The 20,376-nt window shown below is 39.5% G+C and carries 22 protein-coding genes; 1 reads left to right on the forward strand and 21 read right to left on the reverse strand.

The annotated features are described in order from the left end of the window. Positions 1 to 125 precede the first annotated feature (125 nt). From PLANO_RS15100 to rpsF, 13 genes are all read right to left on the reverse strand, one after another. A complete protein-coding gene (locus PLANO_RS15100; RefSeq protein WP_038705243.1) occupies positions 126 to 914 on the reverse strand; it encodes an MBL fold metallo-hydrolase in 789 nt (262 codons plus the stop codon). 13 nt (positions 915 to 927) lie between these two features. Next, positions 928 to 1,737, reverse strand: coding sequence for a two-component system regulatory protein YycI (locus PLANO_RS15105; protein WP_038705244.1), 810 nt, complete (start codon positions 1,735 to 1,737; stop codon positions 928 to 930). Then, complete coding sequence (locus tag PLANO_RS15110) at positions 1,724 to 3,058, reverse strand: YycH family regulatory protein (RefSeq protein ID WP_231554738.1); 1,335 nt, start codon at positions 3,056 to 3,058, stop codon at positions 1,724 to 1,726. Before PLANO_RS15110 ends, PLANO_RS15105 begins: the two co-directional genes overlap by 14 nt. Beyond that, positions 3,049 to 4,875: a cell wall metabolism sensor histidine kinase WalK gene (walK, locus tag PLANO_RS15115; RefSeq protein ID WP_038705246.1), complete on the reverse strand. Its 1,827-nt coding sequence runs from the start codon at positions 4,873 to 4,875 to the stop codon at positions 3,049 to 3,051. The genes PLANO_RS15110 and walK overlap by 10 nt, the downstream gene beginning before the upstream one ends. A 4-nt stretch (positions 4,876 to 4,879) precedes the next feature. After that, positions 4,880 to 5,587 carry a response regulator YycF gene (gene yycF / locus PLANO_RS15120; RefSeq protein ID WP_038705497.1) on the reverse strand — a complete coding sequence of 236 codons (708 nt, stop codon included), beginning with the start codon at positions 5,585 to 5,587 and terminating at the stop codon, positions 4,880 to 4,882. Between the two features lie 224 nt (positions 5,588 to 5,811). After that, positions 5,812 to 7,098, reverse strand: a complete 1,287-nt coding sequence (locus PLANO_RS15125; protein WP_038705247.1) for an adenylosuccinate synthase — start codon at positions 7,096 to 7,098, stop codon at positions 5,812 to 5,814. A 132-nt stretch (positions 7,099 to 7,230) separates the two neighbouring features. Next, positions 7,231 to 8,586 carry a replicative DNA helicase gene (dnaB, locus tag PLANO_RS15130; protein ID WP_038705248.1) on the reverse strand — a complete coding sequence of 452 codons (1,356 nt, stop codon included), beginning with the start codon at positions 8,584 to 8,586 and terminating at the stop codon, positions 7,231 to 7,233. A 12-nt stretch (positions 8,587 to 8,598) separates the two neighbouring features. Further along, positions 8,599 to 9,048, reverse strand: a complete 450-nt coding sequence (rplI, locus tag PLANO_RS15135) for a 50S ribosomal protein L9 (protein ID WP_038705249.1) — start codon at positions 9,046 to 9,048, stop codon at positions 8,599 to 8,601. Then, complete coding sequence (locus PLANO_RS15140; protein ID WP_038705250.1) at positions 9,045 to 11,018, reverse strand: DHH family phosphoesterase; 1,974 nt, start codon at positions 11,016 to 11,018, stop codon at positions 9,045 to 9,047. The genes rplI and PLANO_RS15140 overlap by 4 nt, the downstream gene beginning before the upstream one ends. A gap of 14 nt (positions 11,019 to 11,032) precedes the next feature. Next, entirely contained in the window at positions 11,033 to 11,992 is a 960-nt protein-coding gene (locus PLANO_RS15145) for a YybS family protein (RefSeq protein ID WP_038705251.1), read from the reverse strand. 215 nt (positions 11,993 to 12,207) lie between these two features. After that, positions 12,208 to 12,444: a 30S ribosomal protein S18 gene (gene rpsR / locus PLANO_RS15150; RefSeq protein WP_006830564.1), complete on the reverse strand. Its 237-nt coding sequence runs from the start codon at positions 12,442 to 12,444 to the stop codon at positions 12,208 to 12,210. 49 nt (positions 12,445 to 12,493) lie between these two features. Beyond that, entirely contained in the window at positions 12,494 to 12,973 is a 480-nt protein-coding gene (ssb, locus tag PLANO_RS15155) for a single-stranded DNA-binding protein (RefSeq protein WP_038705252.1), read from the reverse strand. A 50-nt stretch (positions 12,974 to 13,023) separates the two neighbouring features. Further along, positions 13,024 to 13,311 (reverse strand): 30S ribosomal protein S6, encoded by a 288-nt coding sequence (gene rpsF / locus PLANO_RS15160; protein ID WP_038705253.1) that lies wholly within the window; start codon positions 13,309 to 13,311, stop codon positions 13,024 to 13,026. Positions 13,312 to 13,489: 178 nt separating this feature from the next. Here rpsF and PLANO_RS15165 point away from each other — a divergent pair, with 178 nt between their 5' ends. Then, the gene (locus PLANO_RS15165) at positions 13,490 to 14,047 is read left to right on the forward strand and encodes a DUF3267 domain-containing protein (protein ID WP_052124347.1); all 558 of its coding nucleotides are present in this window, start codon (positions 13,490 to 13,492) and stop codon (positions 14,045 to 14,047) included. 12 nt (positions 14,048 to 14,059) lie between these two features. Here PLANO_RS15165 and PLANO_RS15170 read toward each other — a convergent pair whose 3' ends face one another. The 8 genes from PLANO_RS15170 to noc form a co-directional block, all read right to left on the reverse strand. After that, positions 14,060 to 14,440, reverse strand: a complete 381-nt coding sequence (locus tag PLANO_RS15170) for a gamma-glutamylcyclotransferase family protein (RefSeq protein WP_038705254.1) — start codon at positions 14,438 to 14,440, stop codon at positions 14,060 to 14,062. Positions 14,441 to 14,539: 99 nt separating this feature from the next. Continuing rightward, positions 14,540 to 15,640 carry a redox-regulated ATPase YchF gene (gene ychF / locus PLANO_RS15175; RefSeq protein WP_038705499.1) on the reverse strand — a complete coding sequence of 367 codons (1,101 nt, stop codon included), beginning with the start codon at positions 15,638 to 15,640 and terminating at the stop codon, positions 14,540 to 14,542. 88 nt (positions 15,641 to 15,728) lie between these two features. Then, positions 15,729 to 15,929: a DUF951 domain-containing protein gene (locus tag PLANO_RS15180; protein ID WP_038705255.1), complete on the reverse strand. Its 201-nt coding sequence runs from the start codon at positions 15,927 to 15,929 to the stop codon at positions 15,729 to 15,731. A gap of 15 nt (positions 15,930 to 15,944) precedes the next feature. Beyond that, positions 15,945 to 16,838 carry a mechanosensitive ion channel family protein gene (locus tag PLANO_RS15185; protein ID WP_038705256.1) on the reverse strand — a complete coding sequence of 298 codons (894 nt, stop codon included), beginning with the start codon at positions 16,836 to 16,838 and terminating at the stop codon, positions 15,945 to 15,947. Between the two features lie 19 nt (positions 16,839 to 16,857). After that, positions 16,858 to 17,571, reverse strand: coding sequence for a DUF554 domain-containing protein (locus tag PLANO_RS15190; RefSeq protein ID WP_038705257.1), 714 nt, complete (start codon positions 17,569 to 17,571; stop codon positions 16,858 to 16,860). 128 nt (positions 17,572 to 17,699) lie between these two features. Then, positions 17,700 to 18,533, reverse strand: coding sequence for a ParB/RepB/Spo0J family partition protein (locus PLANO_RS15195; RefSeq protein WP_038705258.1), 834 nt, complete (start codon positions 18,531 to 18,533; stop codon positions 17,700 to 17,702). After that, on the reverse strand, positions 18,526 to 19,287 hold the full coding sequence (locus PLANO_RS15200; protein ID WP_038705259.1) for a ParA family protein: 762 nt from the start codon (positions 19,285 to 19,287) through the stop codon (positions 18,526 to 18,528). The genes PLANO_RS15195 and PLANO_RS15200 overlap by 8 nt, the downstream gene beginning before the upstream one ends. Before the next feature lie 221 nt (positions 19,288 to 19,508). After that, entirely contained in the window at positions 19,509 to 20,372 is an 864-nt protein-coding gene (gene noc, locus PLANO_RS15205; protein WP_038705260.1) for a nucleoid occlusion protein, read from the reverse strand. Between the last annotated feature and the right edge of the window lie 4 nt (positions 20,373 to 20,376).

Genomic DNA, 20,376 nt, shown 5'->3' on the forward strand with positions numbered 1-20,376 from the left:
CAAAGCGAAGGAAGCGGCTGAAGCCGGCCCCCCTGGAAAGCGTCCGCCTGGAGCGCTTTCTTCTTTTATTACAAATAAAAAAGCCATCCAAAAGTCATTTTCATGACCTTTGAACAGCTTTTCTCTTACACAACGATTAATTTAGTCGGTATATTAGCATCCGTATCAAACAGATTCACGTATTCACCTGTGATAATCCCTTTTGACTGCAAGGTTTGCTCGACACTCATACGCGCTAAATCCTTCATATTATTATCTTTACTCAAATGCGAAAGATAAATACGCGTCGGTTTTTCAGCAATCACTTCACTCATCGCTACTGCCGCATCTTCATTAGACACGTGACCCACATCACTCAAAATCCGGCGCTTGATCGACCATGGATAACGGCCCATCTGCAGCATTCCTACATCGTGATTACTTTCAAACACGTATGAATCAGACGCTTGAATAACACCTTTCATCCGGTCGCTCACATAGCCTGTATCTGTAATTAACGACAGCTTTCGGCCATTTGCATGAAACACATAAAACATTGGATCTGCTGCATCGTGTGACACCGCGAACGATTCAATATCCATCGAACCAAAAGTCTTTACCGTGTCCATATCAAAATGAAAACGTTGCTCTACAGGAACCGCTCCGATTAACCCATCCATAGCAGTCCATGTTTTCGCATTGGCGTAAATCGGTACTTTATGTTTACGCGCGACAATACCCAAGCCTTTAATATGGTCGCTATGCTCATGCGTAACCAAAATGCCATCTAAATCGCTCATTTTTTTACCGATTGCAGCAAACAATTCTTCCATCTTACGGCCACTAAGTCCCGCATCGACTAAAAAAGAATGCTCCCCGTTTTCGATATATGTGGCATTGCCGCTTGAACCGCTGGCTAATACACTGAATTGCATAGTGAAAATCTCCTTACTCTACTTCTTCTGGTGGTTTGTTCAATTCAATAACTCCGTCTTTTACAGCATTCACAAAATAATCTTGGCGAGTACCATCTGAAAGTTCTGCTTGAACATGCCAAGTTGGGACAAACATTTGACGGTCTTTTGATACTTGTACGTGTACTGAATACCCAAGCTCCGTGTTCACAATTTTAGAGCCGTATTCTAGCTTGTTTTTTTGGTAAAGCGTATGAATCGCAGTTACGGCTGTGACTAAGCTTTTCGGTTCTTCATTTTCGATAATATTGGTAAACATTGTTTGTTCATAACGAACAATATCCCCTTCTTTATCCCAATAAACCGTTACTTTTCCATCGTCACTAAAATAAAGAAGTTCGCCCGCCAGCTTTTGGAAATAAGTAGCTTTGTTTAACTCTTTATCAATTTCCCATAACTCATAAGAAGTGCCTTCATATACGTTTTGTTCCATAAAGGTATTCAACGCTTTCGCACTTCCTGGTTCTCCAACAGGTGCTAAGGCTTTTTCATAAGAAACTTGAAGTTTTTTACCTTCTTGAATATTGACTTGAACGTTATCTTTGGGTGCCTCTTTTGCAGTAAAGATTTTCGTTTCTCCACGAATATAAGGCATTCCTTCAACGTTTTCAAGAAGGTTTGAATAGCTAATTTTATCAGCTTGTAACTTTTCATCTACTGAGGATTCTGAAAGAACTTCTACATTTTTCGCTTCTGTATAACGGTTTAGATACAAGGAATACAAAAAAACATTTAAAATTGAAAAGACAATGATAAAAATGGTCTTGGTTTTATTCCAATCCAACTTCTCGCCCTCCTGTCAATTCAGATGGCAATTCCGTCCAAATACCATTTGTTTTAACGTACCAAGTCGGCTCAAATGTAATGATAAAATCATCTTCACTTCTCGTTAAGTGATAAGCAGGCGTGATATCTGTGATATTGGATCGTTCTTCATCGTCTAATTTTCCAAGAGCTTTTAATACATTTTCACCTGAGTCCAACACGACTACTCTGTTTTCTGCTTCAGAATCTAATTGATACGCAGGTCGAATATAGCTATAAACTTGTTCGATTCCGTCATCTATCCCCCACTTGATCTCTAAGGTGGTTGTTGTAGAGTTACTGAACACCGGTAAATCAGCTACGTATAATTGATACTCGATTTGCTGATTGACAGAATTCATTCCTGTGTAGAAATACTGATCCGTCCACCCACCATGTGCATTAATGTAGTTAAGTGAATCGAATAGTAAATCTGAAGGAATGGCAGGGTCTCTTGTTTCTGCTTTTGGCTGGATATAACTTATGCTTTTTGCATTCGGATTTTCTCTCATTAATGCGCCCGATTCATCTGTATACTCTTGAGTTTTTAAATCCGCTGAGAATACTAATTCCGGACTATTTAACAAGGCGTCCGCAAAATTCGAAGTCGAAATGCCTTCTAATAGAAAACCGATGCTCGATTTTTCGATTCTATCTTTTTGAACGTAAATTGGTAAGGTTCCAATCGCTTCATCTGTTACATAAGTTTCAAAGTCTTTCGCTTGATCTACTATTTCTGTTTTAAATTGATATAGATCTTCTACTCGTAGATCTGCTTTATAGATTCTGCCAGACAAAGTATTAATAAAGTATAATGCGGGACGGTCATTAGCTGGCGCATCCCACTCAACAATTAACCGATCAAATGAAGATTCTGGAATTGTTGTATCAATAATATTATTAATTGAACCAAAGACAGGCAATGGCACTAATCCAGGATAATAAACAAGCGCTCTATTTGAGCTATGCATATAAGACTTGATCGTTGCAGGTGTAGCTTCATCCTGCACCATTCTAATGTTGCTAATTTGCCAATTCTTCACAGATTCAATTAACAAACCAATATTATTTTGATCGCTTGTACCTGTCACATCTTCGGTGTGATGAAATAATAGTTTTACAGGTCGAACGATTTCTTCTGTGTTTTTAGGTTTTGAAATTGGTGCATCGACCGTAGTCGTTGGTTCAATAATTTCATGAGTAGGAGTGAAAGTCCAAATCGTGAAGGTTAATGCAAGACTGAGTAGGATGAGTAAAAACAAAGCAATTGACTTAATATGTTCTACATACTTCAATCCCACTCACCCCCGTCGTCTTCTTCGAATGGCAGTGTAAAGAAAATACTTGTTCCTTTACCCAACTTACTCTCAGCCCAAATAACGCCTCCATGAGCATTGATCATTTCTTTGGAAATAGCTAAGCCTAGTCCCGTACCGCCCATTTCACGTGATCTTGCACGATCTACGCGATAAAAACGATCAAAAATTCGATCAACATTTTCTTTTGGAATTCCCATTCCTTCATCACTAATCTGAATCAGTAGGAAACCTTCTTCTACTGTCATATTAAAGCGAACTTTTCCGCCTTCTGGAGAATACTTCAATGCATTCGAAATAATATTATCAATTACTTGAGTCAATTTATCCGGATCAATTTCCACAAAATACTGTTCTTTAGGCAATTGACGTTTAAAATTCACTTTATGCGACTTCGACATCTCAAAACGATCAATGATGCGATTGAAAAAGACGTTAAATTCGACCATTTCTTTACTCAATTCGGTTTCACTCGAATCCATTTTTGATAATTTCAGTAAATCATTTACCAGTCGAATCATTCGTTCTGTTTCCGTTTGCGTTACATTTAAAAAGTTTGGCGCTAAGTCTGGATCTTGCCATGCCCCATCAGCTAAAGCCTCTAAATAACTGCGCATCGTTGTCAAAGGTGTCCGCAATTCATGTGATACGTTGGCAACAAACTCACGACGTTCAATATCAATTTTCTCTTGCTCCGTATTGTCATGCAATACCGCAATTAATCCATTAACAAATCCCGTTTCTTTTTGGATCACAGAAAAAGTTGTTCGTAATAATGTGCTTTGTTCATACGAACTCAAATCTAGCGTGACAGAATCTTTCATATCAATCAAATCTTCGAAAGTATATTCTTCTTCAAGACCTAATACGCTTGTCACTGGTCGATTAATAACCGTTTCACGTGAAACATTAAGCAATTGAAGCGCAGGGTCATTAATCAAGATAATGCGTCCTCGTCTATCAGTTGATAATACTCCATCTGTCATATTAGAAAGAACAGATGCCAATTTACGGCGTTCACTTTCTGTCGATTGTTGAGATTCCTGTAATCGATTTGTTAAATGGTTAAAGGCTCGAGCCAGCTGACCAATTTCATCGTCACTATAAACCCTTACCTTGCGTGAAAAGTTTCCTTTCGCCATTGCTTGTGCTTGTCTTCGCATATCGGCAATCGGACGTGAAATGGTTTGAGCAACCAAAATCCCTAAAATCGCAGTAATAACCAAGGAAATGGTCGTACCTACGGCAAGGATCGAGTTGATATCATCCATTTGGTCATATACATTTTCAATTTCAGCTTCTACATATAAAGTTCCGAGCAAGGTGCCACCTGTTGCAACAATTGGCAAGGTACGCACCCAAATTCGCTCTTCACTTTCTTTATCGACATAAGTTTGTTCTAAATCGATTTCTCCAATGATAGATTGCCGAACTAAATCATTAGTTGAGCGTTGCCCAACTAATATTTGATTTTCGATAACAGACGATGCAAGAATGCTGTACCGCGTATCCACTACCCGTATTTCATTAATATCATCTGACTGAAAACCATATAATACGGTCCGCAATGTTTGCTCTAGTGTTGAATTTTCATCTGTACGTTCTTTGATCATTTCTTCACGTACACTAAATTCGATGATTTCCATACGGTCTTCGATGGAACTTATAAAGTTCCCTTTCAATGTTTCTTCAAGCTGCTGAGCGAAATACAACCCAATAATCTGCATAGCCAGCAAAATCAACAAAATATAAATTAGCACAAATTTCACATGTATCGACTTTAAAAAATTTACTTTTGACATTTAACTACTCCTGTTCAGGATTTCGCAAATAATACCCTACACCGCGACGTGTCACAATCCATGCAGGATGACTTGGGTTATCTTCGATTTTTTCACGCAAACGTCGCACTGTAACATCGACTGTACGAACATCCCCAAAATAATCATAGCCCCATACCGTTTGCAATAAATGCTCGCGGGTCATGACCTGTCCAATATGCTTGCCAAGATAGTGAAGCAATTCAAATTCACGGTGAGTCAATTCGATTGTTTCTTCACGTTTTAAAACAAGGTAAGCATCCGGTTGAATCGTTAAAACACCTACTTGAATATCATTAGAATTTTGTCCTTCTTCTTCAGCAGGCGCTACATTTTGTCGTCGCAAATTGGCCTTCACCCGTGCGATTAATTCGCGCGTTGAAAATGGCTTTGTGACATAGTCATCAGCCCCTAATTCTAGGCCTAAAACTTTATCAATTTCAGAGTCTTTTGCCGTTAACATAATAATTGGGAAATCGAATTTTTTGCGGATTTCACGACAAACTTCCATCCCGTCACGGTTCGGCAACATAATATCCAATAGCATTAAATCAGGCTGGATTTCTCCTGCAATTTTAATCGCCTCATCCCCGTCATATGCGCAAACTACATTAAAGCCTTCTTTTTTTAAGTTAAATTGCAAAATATCCGCAATCGGTTTCTCATCGTCTACAACTAAAATTGTTTTACTCATCATTTTTCTCCCCTTTTTCTTCCCATCTATACCCTTTTTGCTTATCATTGTTCGTTCTTTACTACCCTATACTTTATCATTGTTCAAGGCTTTTCGCACCTATCAGTGGCTACGTGTCGCTTTGCCAAAGGAGCTCAAAACCTAATCTTAATCTACAAAAGTAAAAAGCAGCCGCCCATAGGCGACTGCTTGATCTCGTATCATAAGCTATCATAATGTAAAAACTATCTCCAAACACTTGTAACGATGTTTGTTTGGTTGCGGTCAGGACCGACAGAGAAAATTGAAATTTGTACGCCCGTCAATTGTGCAATACGCTCTAAGTAATGACGTGCAGTTTCTGGCAACTCATCTAATGATTTGCAGTTTGTTACGTCTTCAGACCAGCCTGGAAGCTCTTCATAAACAGGCTCGCACTCATCTAACATACGCAAGTTTGCAGGGTATTCTGTGATCAATTCACCTTTGTAACGGTAAGCTGTACAAATCTTAACTGTTTCAAGACCTGTTAATACATCAATCGAGTTAACCGTTAAATCTGTTAAACCACTTACACGTCTTGCATGACGAACAACGACGCTGTCAAACCAGCCGATGCGGCGTGGACGTCCTGTAGTTGTCCCATATTCTTTCCCAACTTCACGGATTTGTTGACCTACTTCATCAAACAATTCTGTTGGGAATGGTCCATCACCTACACGTGACGTGTACGCTTTACATACTCCGATAACGTGTTGAATTGTCGTTGGGCCAACTCCAGCACCAATTGTTACTCCGCCCGCTACTGGGTTAGAAGATGTAACAAAAGGATATGTTCCTTGGTCGATATCAAGCATTACGCCTTGAGCGCCTTCAAACAATACGCGACGTCCATCATCAATTGCATCATTTAATACTTTTGATGTATCTGTTACATATTTAGCGATTTCTTGACCATATGCATAATATTCTTCCATAATTTCTTCTACAGTAAATCCTTCTGTTTCATAAAACTTCTCGAACAGACGGTTTTTCTCGATTAAGTTCATGCGCAGTTTTTCTTCGAACACAACATGGTCCAATAAATCCGCCATACGAATTCCGACACGTGCTGCTTTGTCCATATAAGCAGGTCCGATGCCTTTACCTGTTGTTCCAATTTTGTTTGCTCCGCGTCGTGCTTCTTCTACTTCATCTTGTTTAATATGGTACGGCAATAAAACATGTGCGCGGTTTGAAATGCGCAAGTTTTCAGTTGTGACGCCACGCTCATGAAGACCTTTTAACTCTTTAACAAGCGCTTTTGGATCGACAACCATTCCGTTTCCGATTACTGATGTTTTATCTTTATAAAAAATTCCTGAAGGAATCAAATGTAATTTATACGTTTCTCCACCGAAAATGATGGTGTGTCCAGCGTTATTACCGCCTTGGTAACGTGCAATTACTTCTGCATGTTCTGATAGAAAATCAGTGATTTTCCCTTTTCCTTCGTCTCCCCATTGCGTTCCTACTACTACGACTGACGTCATAATTCCGCACCTCCGTTAGGCATATGCCCTATCTCAAACAGCTTTTATTATACCAAGCAAAACAAATACCGTCAATACAAAACAGAAGAAAACACGAACATATAAATGTGTTACCACATTTAATGTTCGTGTTTAAAAATCTCCGCCCGATTCATGTTGACTCCAATCGATGGTTACGAATTTATTATATTCTTTCACAAACGCTAGTTTAACAGTACCTGTTGGACCGTTACGTTGCTTCGCGATGATAATTTCAATCATATTTTGATCTTCTGTTTCTTTGTCGTAATAATCCTCACGATACAAGAATGACACAATATCGGCATCTTGCTCAATACTTCCAGATTCACGTAAATCCGACATCATTGGTCGTTTATCTTGTCGCTGCTCTACTCCACGAGACAACTGAGACAAGGCGATAACGGGTACTTCAAGTTCACGAGCCAAACCTTTTAATGAACGGGAAATGTCCGAAACTTCTTGTTGACGGTTTTCGCCGGATTTTCCGGGTCCCTGGATCAATTGAAGATAATCAATCATGATCATGCCGAGTCCGTACTCTTGTTTCAAACGACGACATTTTGCACGAATGTCATTTACCCGAATACCTGGCGTATCATCGATAAAGATTCCGGCATTGGATAAACTCCCCATCGCCATCGTCAACTTGCGCCAATCTTCATTTTGAAGTGCACCTGTACGAAGCACTTGTGCATCAATATTACCTTCTGCACAAAGCATACGCATGACGAGCTGTTCCGCACCCATCTCCAAACTAAAGATGGCGACATTTTCGTCTGTTTTCGTCGCTACGTTTTGTGCGACGTTCAAAGCGAAAGCGGTCTTACCAACAGAAGGCCGTGCAGCTACGATAATCAAGTCGTTTCGTTGAAACCCTGCTGTGACCTTATCAAGGTCTCGGAAGCCTGTAGGAATACCTGTGACGTCTCCTTTACGGGTATGCAACAATTCGATATTGTCATAGGTCTTGACCAGAACATCTTTGATGTGGGTAAAGTCACCGGCCTTTTTCCGGCTTGATACTTCCATCATTTTCTTTTCTGCTTCAGAAAGCAAGGCTTCTACTTCATCTTCACGTGTAAAGCCGTCTTCTACAATCGTTGTCGCTACACGGATTAATCGACGAAGCAAGGCTTTTTCTTCAACAATATGTGCATAATGCGCAACGTTAGCAGCTGTTGGTACAGCATTAGCAATTTCCGTTAAATAAGATAAACCGCCGACATCTTCTAATTCTTTTTTGACAGAAAGCTCTTCTGTCACAGTCACAACATCAATCGCTTTTCCTTGATCTGATAAATTCAGCATCGTCTGGAAAATCTTTTGATGGGCAATGCGGTAAAAATCTTCCGCCATGACGATTTCAGCAACCGTAATCAGGGACGGTGGTTCTAAAAAGATGGCACCAATCACCGATTGCTCGGCTTCATGGTTGTGCGGGGGGACACGATCTATCATTTCGTTCATCGGTGTCTCACCTTACGCTTCTTCAGTAACATGAACTCGAAGTGTAGCAGTTACATCCTGATGCAATTTCACAGGAATATTCGTATAGCCAAGCGCACGGATAGCATCATCTAACTCCATTTTACGTTTGTCTAATTTGATGCCATTTTTCTTCTCAAGAGCTGTCGCTACTTGTTTTGTTGTTATTGATCCGAAAATACGTCCGCCTTCACCCGATTTAGCGGTCAATTCGATTGTTAAGCTTTCTAGTGTTTCTTTCAATTGTTCCGCTTCTTGACGCTCTAAGTCAGCTTCTTTTTGCTCTTTTTTCTTTTGTCCGTCCAACTTACTAATTGTTGCTTGGTTAGCTTCAATCGCCCAATTGTTTTTCAGTAGGAAGTTATGTGCGTAACCATCTGCTACGTTTTTAATTTCACCTTTTTTGCCTTTGCCTTTTACGTCTTTTAAGAATATTACTTTCATTCGTTTGTTCCTCCTTCAGTATCTTCCAAAATCACCGCTTTTAATTGTTCAACGGCTTGTTCTATTGTTGAATTTGGCATTTGGGTAGCCGCATTTGTTAAATGACCACCACCGCCGAGGTTTTCCATAACTATTTGAACGTTGACTTCACCAAGTGAACGGGCACTAATTCCAATGCCGCCTTCTGCTCGCTCAGCCACAACAAAAGACGCATTAACATCTTTCATCGTTAATAAAATATCTGCTGTTTGCGCAATCAGCACAGGGCTGTAAACACGATCTGTTTCCCCTTTTGCAATCGCGATACCATCACCAACAAATTCTACAGTTTGAACAATTTTAGCACGTTCTACATAGGTTTCTAAGTCTTCTTTTAGTATACGTTGAACGAGTACTGTATCAGCTCCATTTGAACGCAAATAAGAAGCGGCTTCAAAGGTGCGGGCACCTGTTCTTAACGTAAAGCTTTTCGTATCTACGATAATACCAGCTAGCATCGCTGTTGCTTCTAACATCGACAATTTCTCATGCTTTGGTTGATATTCGATCAATTCAGTTACCAATTCCGCGGTCGATGAAGCATAAGGTTCCATGTAAACGAGCATTGTATTGGTAATGAATTCCTCACCTCTACGATGATGGTCGATTAATACAACTCGTTCCATCCTTTGCAATACGCGTTCATCAATAACCATTGACGGTTTATGCGTATCGACTACAACAAGAAGTGAATTCTCGGTCATTTCAGCTAACGCCTCTTCAGGGGTTATAAACTGTGAAAACAATTCCGGTTCGCCTTCAATTTCTTCCATTAAGCGCATAACGCTGCGATCGTATGCGTCAAAGTCAATAATGATGCGTCCTTTGACTTTGTTCATGGCTGCCATTTTAGCTACACCGACTGCGGCACCGATTGAATCCATATCTGGCATTTTGTGACCCATGATAAACACTTGATCACTTTCTTGGATTAAATCACGTAGCGCATGTGAGATAACGCGCGCCCTGACACGTGTCCGTTTTTCAACGGGGTTGGTCTTGCCGCCATAAAACTTCACTTTTCCACTTGGGTGCTTGATGGCAACTTGATCGCCACCACGTCCTAGCACTAAGTCCAAGCCAGATTGAGCGAGTCCACCTAATTCAACTAATGAAGCAGAACCTGCTCCAACGCCGATACTAAGGGTCAGTGCTAGATTATCTTTAGATGTAACTTCACGAATATCATCCAAAATAGCAAATTTCGATGATTCAAGCTCTTTTAAAATCGATTCATTAAAGACAGCCATAAATCGTTCAGAAGAAATACGCTTCACAAAAATCCCATGATCTGATCCCCATTGATTGACCAATGAAGTAACTAAACTATTGACTTTGCTACGTGTTTGATCGTCCATACCTTGTGCAAGTTCATCGTAATTATCAATGAATAAAATTCCGATAACCGTACGATCGGCATAATAAAGCGACTCAATTTCCACTTGTTCTGTAATATCAAAAAGATAAAACAAGCGGTCGTCCGCCTTATAATAGACACGGTATTTCCGATCGCCAAACGCGATTGTCAGCTCTTTTTCATCCGATTTCACAAGCGGATGAAAGTCCTCAGATAAAGTAAAGAGAGATTCTCCGATTAATGTATCGTATTCAAGTGTCGAAGTCATATAAGGATTTGCCCATTCGATGTCATACTGTTCATTGACTAACAAAATACCAATCGGCATTTCGAGCAAAGCTTCTTCCCCGACTTTCTTCATTCGGTACGATAATGTTTCTATATGCTTTTCAGTAGCCTCATAAACTCTTTTTTCGGTCACCCAAGTGGCTGTAAAAGCCAACACAAAAAGCAGTGTAAAAATACCAGCGGCCCATTCAGACCAAAGCGAAATCAAAATCGCTGCGGCCATGCCAAGAGCTAGGAGTGCGATAAGTGGATATCGAAGTTTTCGTTTTCTGAAAAAAGCCGACATTATTCTTCAGCTCCTTATTTTCCTTTAAACTCGTGTGCTCGTTTGACCCAACCACGGATATCAAATCCAAGATCTACGATTCCGACAATACTCGTGAATGACTGCAAAGGAAATGCCAATACAGTAACTAGCACTGTCACCCACTTTGGCCAGCCTTCTTGGTGAATGTAGTAGTGGTAAAAAGAAACACCCTGCAAAAACAAGAGGAATTGGAGCAACACGGTGGCATTGATGAAAATCATGTACGCCATTGTACCAGGTTCAAACTCTGATAATAACGAAACAAGCAACACGATTAAATAATACCATAAAACAGATTTCGGCAATTTCATGTTCCGAAAAGGTGGAAACTTAGGAGCCATAATCCCAAAGCGTTTCAAGATTGGCAGGAGAATCAGTAATAACACCCACACAACTGCAAAAACGCCTAATACGAGTAACACGGGCAATAAGGTTTCAAATGAAAACTGCAATTGCGAAACCAGTTCATTATAATCTGCTATAGAAGCTTCAGAAGCTCCTAGCTTTTCCATCATGACACCCGTTTGTTCATAAGATTGATCAAAGCTTGCAGAAAACTCTTCTAACACATTGATGCCAAACAGTAAAATTGAAGCCATATATTGAACCATTAATGACATCAGCAGGACTAAACTCGCACCCATGAACATAAATAATTTACTCTTCTTATAATAAATCGAAATACCGATTACCAACCCTAGCGGTACGTGGATTAAGGCTAACGGTAATGAAAAAAGGCCACCAATGATAAAAGCTAGTATCAGGCAGACTGCTGCGAAAAGCGCAGAAGCTTTCCAAGGATATTTCGCACTGTACCAAGCAATTGGCAATGCCAAAACTAACGTACTTACTATACTTAAAACAGGTACGTAAACTGAAATGGCTAGCAGCACGGTAAATACCGTGGCCATCATCGCACCGTTTGTAAGTTGTCGCGTTTGTTGATTTTGCATATGACTGTATTTCCCCTTCTTTCGGGTATATTTCATCCTTGTAATTGTACCATGATTCAAGAACTGGAACAAAAAGAGCTGTCCTCAATAAGACGGTAACTGTTGTAAAACAAGAGTGATGTTAAAATTATGACTTCCGCTATCATTTTTCAACATATTTCCTTGTTTTAACGCATAAAAAAAAGACCGGTTTCCCGGTCTTTTTGGAATCTTAATTATCTTTCTTCCGCAACAAACGGTAGAAGTGCCATGATACGTGAGCGTTTAATAGCGATTGTCAACTTACGTTGCCATTTAGCGCTAGTGCCTGTAACACGACGTGGCAAGATTTTCCCTCTTTCAGAAATAAATTTCTTCAAAAGATCAGTATCTTTATAGTCAATGTGCGTGATGTTGTTGGAAGTGAAGTAACAAACCTTTTTCCGTTTTTTTCCTCCGCGACGTGGTGCCATATCGAATTACCTCCTTTACTTAATGATTAATCGTTAGTTTTGGTCCATCTTAGAACGGTAAATCGTCATCCGATACTTCTATCGGGCCGCTACCACTTGAGAATGGATCTTCATCTACACGAGTATGGTTTTGCTGACTTGGGCTCGGTGATTGGTTCTGTTGATACGAAGGCTGCTGTCCTTGTGAACGGTCCGTATTAGCATTAGCATTTTTTGGCTCAAGAAATTGAACACTATCTGCCACTACTTCTGTTGTATAGACGCGTTTCCCGTCTTGTCCCTCGTAGCTACCTGTTTGGATACGGCCTTCAACACCAGCTAAGCTTCCTTTTTTCAGGAAATTCGCTGTATTTTCAGCTTGTTTGCGCCAAACGGTACAATTAATGAAATCAGCTTCGCGTTCACCTTGAGCGTTTGAGAATGTCCGGTTTACAGCAAGTGTAAAACGAGCAACTGCCGCGCCGCTTGGTGTGTAACGAAGGTCTGGATCTTTTGTCAGTCTTCCGACTAAAACAACTCGGTTAATCATCAGAATTCAACCTCCTTCAAGTCAAAAAAATTTCAGTGTCGGTATCCTGTTTACGCGTCTTTGCGTACAGCGATATGACGAATAATGTCTTCGTTAATGTTCGCAAGACGTGTGTATTCGTTGATAGCTTCAGAACCAGCGTTTACTTTTACGATCTGGTAGAAACCTTCACGTAAGTCGTTGATTTCATAAGCTAAACGACGTTTACCCCACTCTTTCGACTCGATGATTTCAGCTCCGTTAGAAGTAAGGATGTCGTTGAAACGCTCTACTAGAGTTTTCTTCGCTTCCTCTTCAATTGCAGGCTGAATGATATACATTAATTCATATTCTCTCATCGTGTTGTCACCTCCTCATGGACTTGGGCCCTGCTGTATCCAGCGGGCAAGGAGCAAGCAATTCATAAATATTACTCACATCACAGTATTGTATCACAATAACAGTGCACTAGCAAGCATGTTTTCAACTTTCAAATCAGCTATACTTTCTATCATAGATCTCAAAGGACGTGAAGTGATGAGCCCCTCTCGAATCATTGAATTAGAAATGGAGAAAATAGCACCTCAAGCGCTTTGGTTTAATGCTGCTTTACTCGTTGCATTCGCTGCTCTTTATCATTTTTTTAACGAGCCGCTAGCGTTTGGCTTTTCTTTAATTGGCATTTCTTTGTTTTTCACCGGCTATCTTTTGCTAATCGTTTTACATGAACTGTTTCATTTAATAGGCTTTGTGATATTCGGAAAAGTGCCGATTTCTTCATTGAATTACGGTGTAAACTTGAAACTTGGTATCGCCTATGCCACTACCAATAAACCTGTACAAAACCCCGCCATGCGCAAAGCGCTCCTATTACCTTTTTGGACAACCGCTTTTATCCCTACCGTGTTAGGGTTTTGGGTCGATAGCCAAGTCCTCGTTTTTTTAGGAGCTATGCTGACCGCAGGTGCTTTTGGCGACTTTGTTATGTATAAAGAATTGCGCAAAGAAAAAAACGCGGCATGGATCCTCGATGATCCTTCGCTGCCGCGTCTTCATGTTTATGATCACTATCCTGATCATGAAAGCACTGATTAATTTCGGTGCTTTTTATACCGCTGAATAGCTTACTTCCCATTTTCCTGTCGGGATTGGTGTTTTCAATAAATTTTTATCTTTTGCAAGATACGCAAGTGTTTCGACAACTTTGCCGTCAACTTTTACTTGAATTTTCTTCTTATCGTATAAATCTATTTCAGGATTTCCTGAGTAGTCTTCCAAATAATCTAGAGCTGGCCATAATACTTCGGGAACATTATATATTTCTCCTTCAACTTGACCTTCACTAGCTAAAACCATTGCTGGATAGCCCATTTCAGTGTCATATAAAGATCCTTTTGCCATTGCCCGTTCTTCCACTAATTCAGCTTCTTCCAAGTAACAGTGATACTTCCCGCCTTGTTTTAGCGTTCCGTATACAAATAACAACATTCTCAATTCCTCCATGCAAAAACCGGATGCGGTAAGGCATCCGGTTTTTTTTAGTTTTGTGATCTTTCATTCAATAGTGCATAACGGTCGTTTCCGCTTTTAGACGTTAAATCTAAATAGCATTACGTCGCCGTCTTTGACGATGTATTCTTTACCTTCTTGACGTACTTTTCCTGCTTCTTTTGCTGCTGCCATTGATCCAATTTCGACCAAATCATCGTAGGCAACTGTTTCAGCACGGATAAATCCGCGTTCAAAGTCAGAGTGAATAACGCCGGCACATTGTGGTGCTTTCATGCCTTTTTTAAATGTCCATGCACGTACTTCTTGAACGCCCGCTGTGAAGTATGTTGCTAGTCCAAGCAAGCTGTACGAAGCTTTAACCAATAAGTCTAATCCAGACTCTTTAATCCCTAGTTCTTCAAGGAACATTGCTTTTTCCTCGTCTTCTAGTTCAGCCATTTCTTCTTCGATTTTCGCACAGATGACGATAACGTCTGCATTGTCTTTCGCAGCGAAATCACGAACCGTTTGAACGTATTCGTTGTTGTCTGCATCTGCAATTTCATCTTCAGCAACGTTTGCTACGTAAAGCATTGGTTTGATCGTCAATAAGTTCAAGCCTTTTGCAATCTTCAATTCATCTTCTGTAAATTCAATTGAACGTGCCAATTGACCATTTTCAAAGGCTTCACGCAATTTCATTAGTACTGGCTCTTCTGCAACAGCGTCTTTATCTTTTTGCTTTACTAATTTCGCTGCACGCGCAATGCGTTTTTCGATACTTTCCATATCAGCTAAAATTAACTCTAAGTTAATAACTTCAATATCAGAAATCGGATCTACTTTACCCGTTACATGCGTAATGTTGTCATCAGCGAAACAACGAACCACTTGGCAAATTGCGTCAACTTCACGAATATGAGACAAGAATTTATTTCCTAATCCTTCGCCTTTACTCGCGCCTTCTACAATTCCAGCAATGTCCGTAAATTCAAAAGCAGTCGGAACGGTTTTTTTCGGTTCCACTAATTCTGTCAATTTATCAAGACGCTCATCTGGAACTTCAACAATTCCAACGTTTGGATCTATTGTACAGAACGGGTAGTTTGCCGCTTCTGCACCCGCTTTAGTTATTGCATTAAATAATGTGGATTTCCCCACGTTTGGTAATCCTACAATCCCTGCAGTTAATGCCATAGGATGCACAACCTTTCCTCTATATAAAACGAATTATTTTTTACACAACCATTCCATTATAAGAACGAAACATGAAATTGTCCATTTTTCATTCTCTTTCGGCTTTCACTAAAATCTTTTTCATCTTTTTATTAAATTCCATACGAGGTAGCATTACACTATGTTGACAACCTTCGCATTTTATTCGGACGTCTGCTCCCATGCGGATAATTTTCCATGCATTTGCTCCGCAAGGATGACCTTTTTTCATTTCCACTATGTCATTCAGCCCAAAATCCTTCATTTCCATGAATTTTTCTCCTTTTTATTCATTTTTAGCATTTTTGGTTATATTAGATTCTCCAGGAGACCGCTGAACCATCACCATACGTGGATATGGAACTTCGACTCCTCGTTGATCCAAGAAATCTTTTAAATCACGGCGTATCTCTCGTGCTACAGCAAAATGCTGCATCGGCATGGTTTCCGCTGTAATTCGCATAACCACTTCAGTCGTCGTTAAGTTTTGTACGCCTAGTAATTCTGCCGGTTTGATAATTTGTTCGTATCGCTCCTGCAAGCCCCCTAGAAATACCATAATTAATTCTTCGACGCGTTTAATATCCGACTCATATGAAATATTAATGTCCACAACAGCAATCGAATTATGAACTGAAAAATTCACGACATCCTGAATATTGCCATTCGGAAAAATAAACAATTCACCGGTCCACGCCTTCACCTTTGTTGTTCGCAATCCAATTTCTTCAACAGTTCCTTCAGCAGCTGCAATACGCACATAATCCCCTACAGAAAACTGATCTTCAAAAATAATAAAAAAGCCTGTAATGACATCGCGCACCAAATTTTGTGCACCGAACCCTACTGCTAAGCCTAAAACCCCTGCACCTGCAATAAGCCCTGTAATGTCGATTGTAAAAGTCGCCAATATAGAAACAACTGCTATAAAGTAAACGACATAGGCTACGACATTGGATAATAATTTCGATAAAGTTTGCTGTCTTCGCTCATTGTAAACAAGCGGACCTCTAATGCGGACAGAAAAAGTTTTACGTATCAGCATGCGCAATACTTTTACCAACACAATTGCAGCTACTGTAATCAAAATCACTTTCAAAAACACAACGAACAAACCTACCCACATGGCTTCATCTGACAGAATCGTTAAAATGCGTTGCATTATTTTTTCAACATTCACTCTTTCACCTTCCTGGTCTTTACATCAAATTAAAGTTATATATAACCGAGACAACTATCCCTACAACTACTATTCCTGGCAATAAATTAGCCACTCTAATTTTCGTTATCCCCATCAAATTCAACCCGATTGCAACGATCATGATGCCACCGGTTGCGCTCATTTCTAAAATAAACATCTCCAACGCTTCAGCTGGGATTAATATGCTGATTTGAGTCGCAAATAACGCAATCAATCCTTGATAAACAAATACAGGAATCGCTGCTAGCATTACACCAAACCCAAGTGTAGACGCTAAAATTATAGAAGTAAATCCATCAATAATCCCTTTAGAGATCAAGACGCCATGCTCGTTACTAAGACCACTTTCCATTGCTCCGATAATACCCATCGCACCGATGACAAATATTAAGGTCGCAGTTACAAAACCTTGAGCTAAGCTACCTTTACTTTCTTTTGTTCCAAGCATACGTTCAATCCAGTGACCAAAGTCATTTAACTTTCCTTCTAGATTTGCCCACTCGCCAATGACTGTACCTAGCACTAAACTGATAATAACAATCACAAAATTTTGACTTCCTAACCCCATATCTAGCCCTAGCACAATTACCGATAAGCCGATTACATACATAACCGTTTCTTTCATTTTTTCAGAAATATTACGAAGAGCTCTTCCAAGTATGGTTCCCACTATAATTAAAACAGCATTTATCAATGTACCTAAGAGAACCATTACATTTCTCCCCCTTTATCTTGCCTACTTACAGCAAGGTCCTCTTCTCCCTCTTTTTGAGAGCATTACTCAGTTTTACACTTATCAAAAACAGAACCTATTCCCCTGTTTTGGGAAATAGGCACTTATCAGCTTAATAATTCTAAAATTCGTTCTAAATCATCTTCTGAGAAAAACTCGATTTCTATTTTCCCTTTGTTCTTGTTTTTCTTAATTTGTACTTTTGTACCGAAACGATCTCGTAATTCTGATTGTTTTTCTTCTATAAAAATATCTTTCTTTTTCTCTAGTGTTTCACGTGGAACATTCTCATTTAAACGTTGCACTAAATTTTCCAATTGACGCACATTCAGACTTTCTTTCACTACTTTTTCAGCAGTTTCCGGAATAAGTTTTTTGCTTCTTAAGCCAAGTAAAGTACGCCCGTGCCCCATCGACAATTCCTTGTCAGAAATAAGTTTGCGGACAGCTTCTGGTAATGCTAAAAGTCGGATGTGATTTGCAATATGTGGACGACTTTTCCCTAAACGAAAAGCTAATTGTTCTTGAGTTAAGTTCAACGCTTCCATTAATTTCTGATAGGCTTCTGCTTCTTCAATCGGCGTTAAATCTTCACGTTGAAGGTTTTCTAATATAGCAAGTTCCATCATTTGTTGATCTGATAATTCTTTTACGATTGCTGGAACTTTTTTCAACTTCACTAATTTTGCTGCACGGAAACGACGTTCTCCAACCACTATTTCATACTTTTCGCCTGCTTTTCTAACGACAATTGGCTGCAAGATTCCATGTTCCTTAATAGACTCTGCCAATTCCTCTAAAGCTACTTGATCAAATATTTTTCGTGGTTGATATGGATTGGCTTGGATTTCGCCAACATTGATTTGATTTACTTTGTCAGTATCACTAATTGTTTCTCCTGGAAACAAGGCATTAATACCTTTTCCTAATCCTTTAGCCATTACCAATCACTTCCTTTGCCAATTCTAAATACACTTCTGCGCCTCTGGATTTCGGATCATAAATAATAATTGGCTCTCCATGACTCGGTGCTTCGCTTAATCTTACGTTTCTTGGAATAATCGTTTTATATACCTTATCTTGAAAATACTTTTTCACTTCTTCAATTACTTGCACGCCTAAATTTGTACGTGCGTCTAGCATCGTCAGCAAAACACCGTCAATCATTAAATCGTGGTTTAAGTGTTTTTGCACTAAACGAATCGTACTTAATAGTTGGCTTAGTCCCTCTAATGCATAATATTCACATTGTACTGGAATAATAATGGCATCAGAAGCTGTCAATGAATTTAAAGTCAGTAACCCTAATGATGGCGGACAATCAATGATTATGTAATCGTACATATCTTTGACTTCTGCTAATGCATTTTTTAAGCGAGCTTCTCTTGATATTGTTGAAACTAACTCGATTTCAGCTCCAGCTAAAGAAATAGTTGCAGGCACTACATGCAAATTTTCTACTTTTGTTTCCATTATGGTATCTTTTACAGCAATGTCGTCGATTAAAACTTCATAAATACATTTTTCGACGTCCCCTTTGTTGACGCCTACTCCACTCGTCGCATTTCCTTGAGGATCGATATCTATTAATAGAACTTTTTTGCCTAAATAAGCAAGGCAGGCACTTAAGTTCACTGAAGACGTTGTTTTTCCTACGCCGCCCTTTTGATTGGCGATCGCAATAGTTCTCCCCACACTTGCACCAACTTTCTTTATTACTTTCTTTATTTTACTGCGGAATCTTTATTTTAGCTATTTTATTAACGCTAAAAAAGATGTTCGCAACATTTTATTCAATAAAAATCAGATACTTACTTTATAGTAGCATCCTATTTTTATATTGTATCAAAATTTTTCAACAATACGATGTTCTAACCACGAAAAAAGCTCTTTCCAATCTGGGAAAGAGCTTTTCGTTATTTTTTCTTCGGAATTTTCACTGTGATTTGGTAGTATTCTTCGTGTTCTTCTTCTTCTGTCGTCAAATCAATGCCACTTTTAGAAACCATACTTAAAGATTCTTTAATCGTGTTCATCGCAATGCGCATATCTCTGCTAAAGGCTTTTTTTCGTGCTTTTGGCTTTTTAGGTTCTGTTGAAAGTAATTTGATCACTTTCGCTTCTAGCTGCTTTACATTTAAACTTTCTTCAATGGTTTCATCAAACAATTTCTTTTGTTGCTCTGCGTCTTTTACTTGCAATAATGCTCTTGCATGCCGCTCTGTTAACAATCGATTAAGTAGCGCTGTCTGAATTTCTTCAGGCAATTTTAACAAACGTAGTTTGTTCGCGACTGTCGACTGACCTTTACCCAGGCGTTGTGCTAAAGCTTCTTGCGTAATTTCTTGTATATCTAGCAAGTTACGATAAGCATGTGCTTCTTCTATTGAAGTAAGTTCTTCACGTTGAAGATTTTCGATTAAAGCGATAGATGCTGTTTCTTTATCGCTCAAGTTACGAATAATAGCCGGTACTTCTGTCCATTCGAGCGATTTCATTGCACGAAAACGTCGTTCACCGGCAATGATTTCATATTCGCCTTCATTTCCAGAGTTTCTGACTACAATCGGTTGAATGACCCCATGAACATGAATCGTCCGGGCAAGTTCTTCGATTTTTTCTTCATCAAAAATTGTTCTCGGTTGATATTTGTTTGCATGTATTTTATCGAGCGGCAGTTTAATGACTTGTTCTGACGCCTGATGTTCTGCTGTTTCCTTCTTTGCTGTATCATTTGCTTTATCTCCGCCTCCAAAGAAACGAGAAAAAGGACTTTTCATCCTC

Origin of the sequence: Planococcus sp. PAMC 21323 (genome assembly GCF_000785555.1) — a bacterium.
Classification (GTDB): Bacteria; Bacillota; Bacilli; order Bacillales_A; family Planococcaceae; genus Planococcus.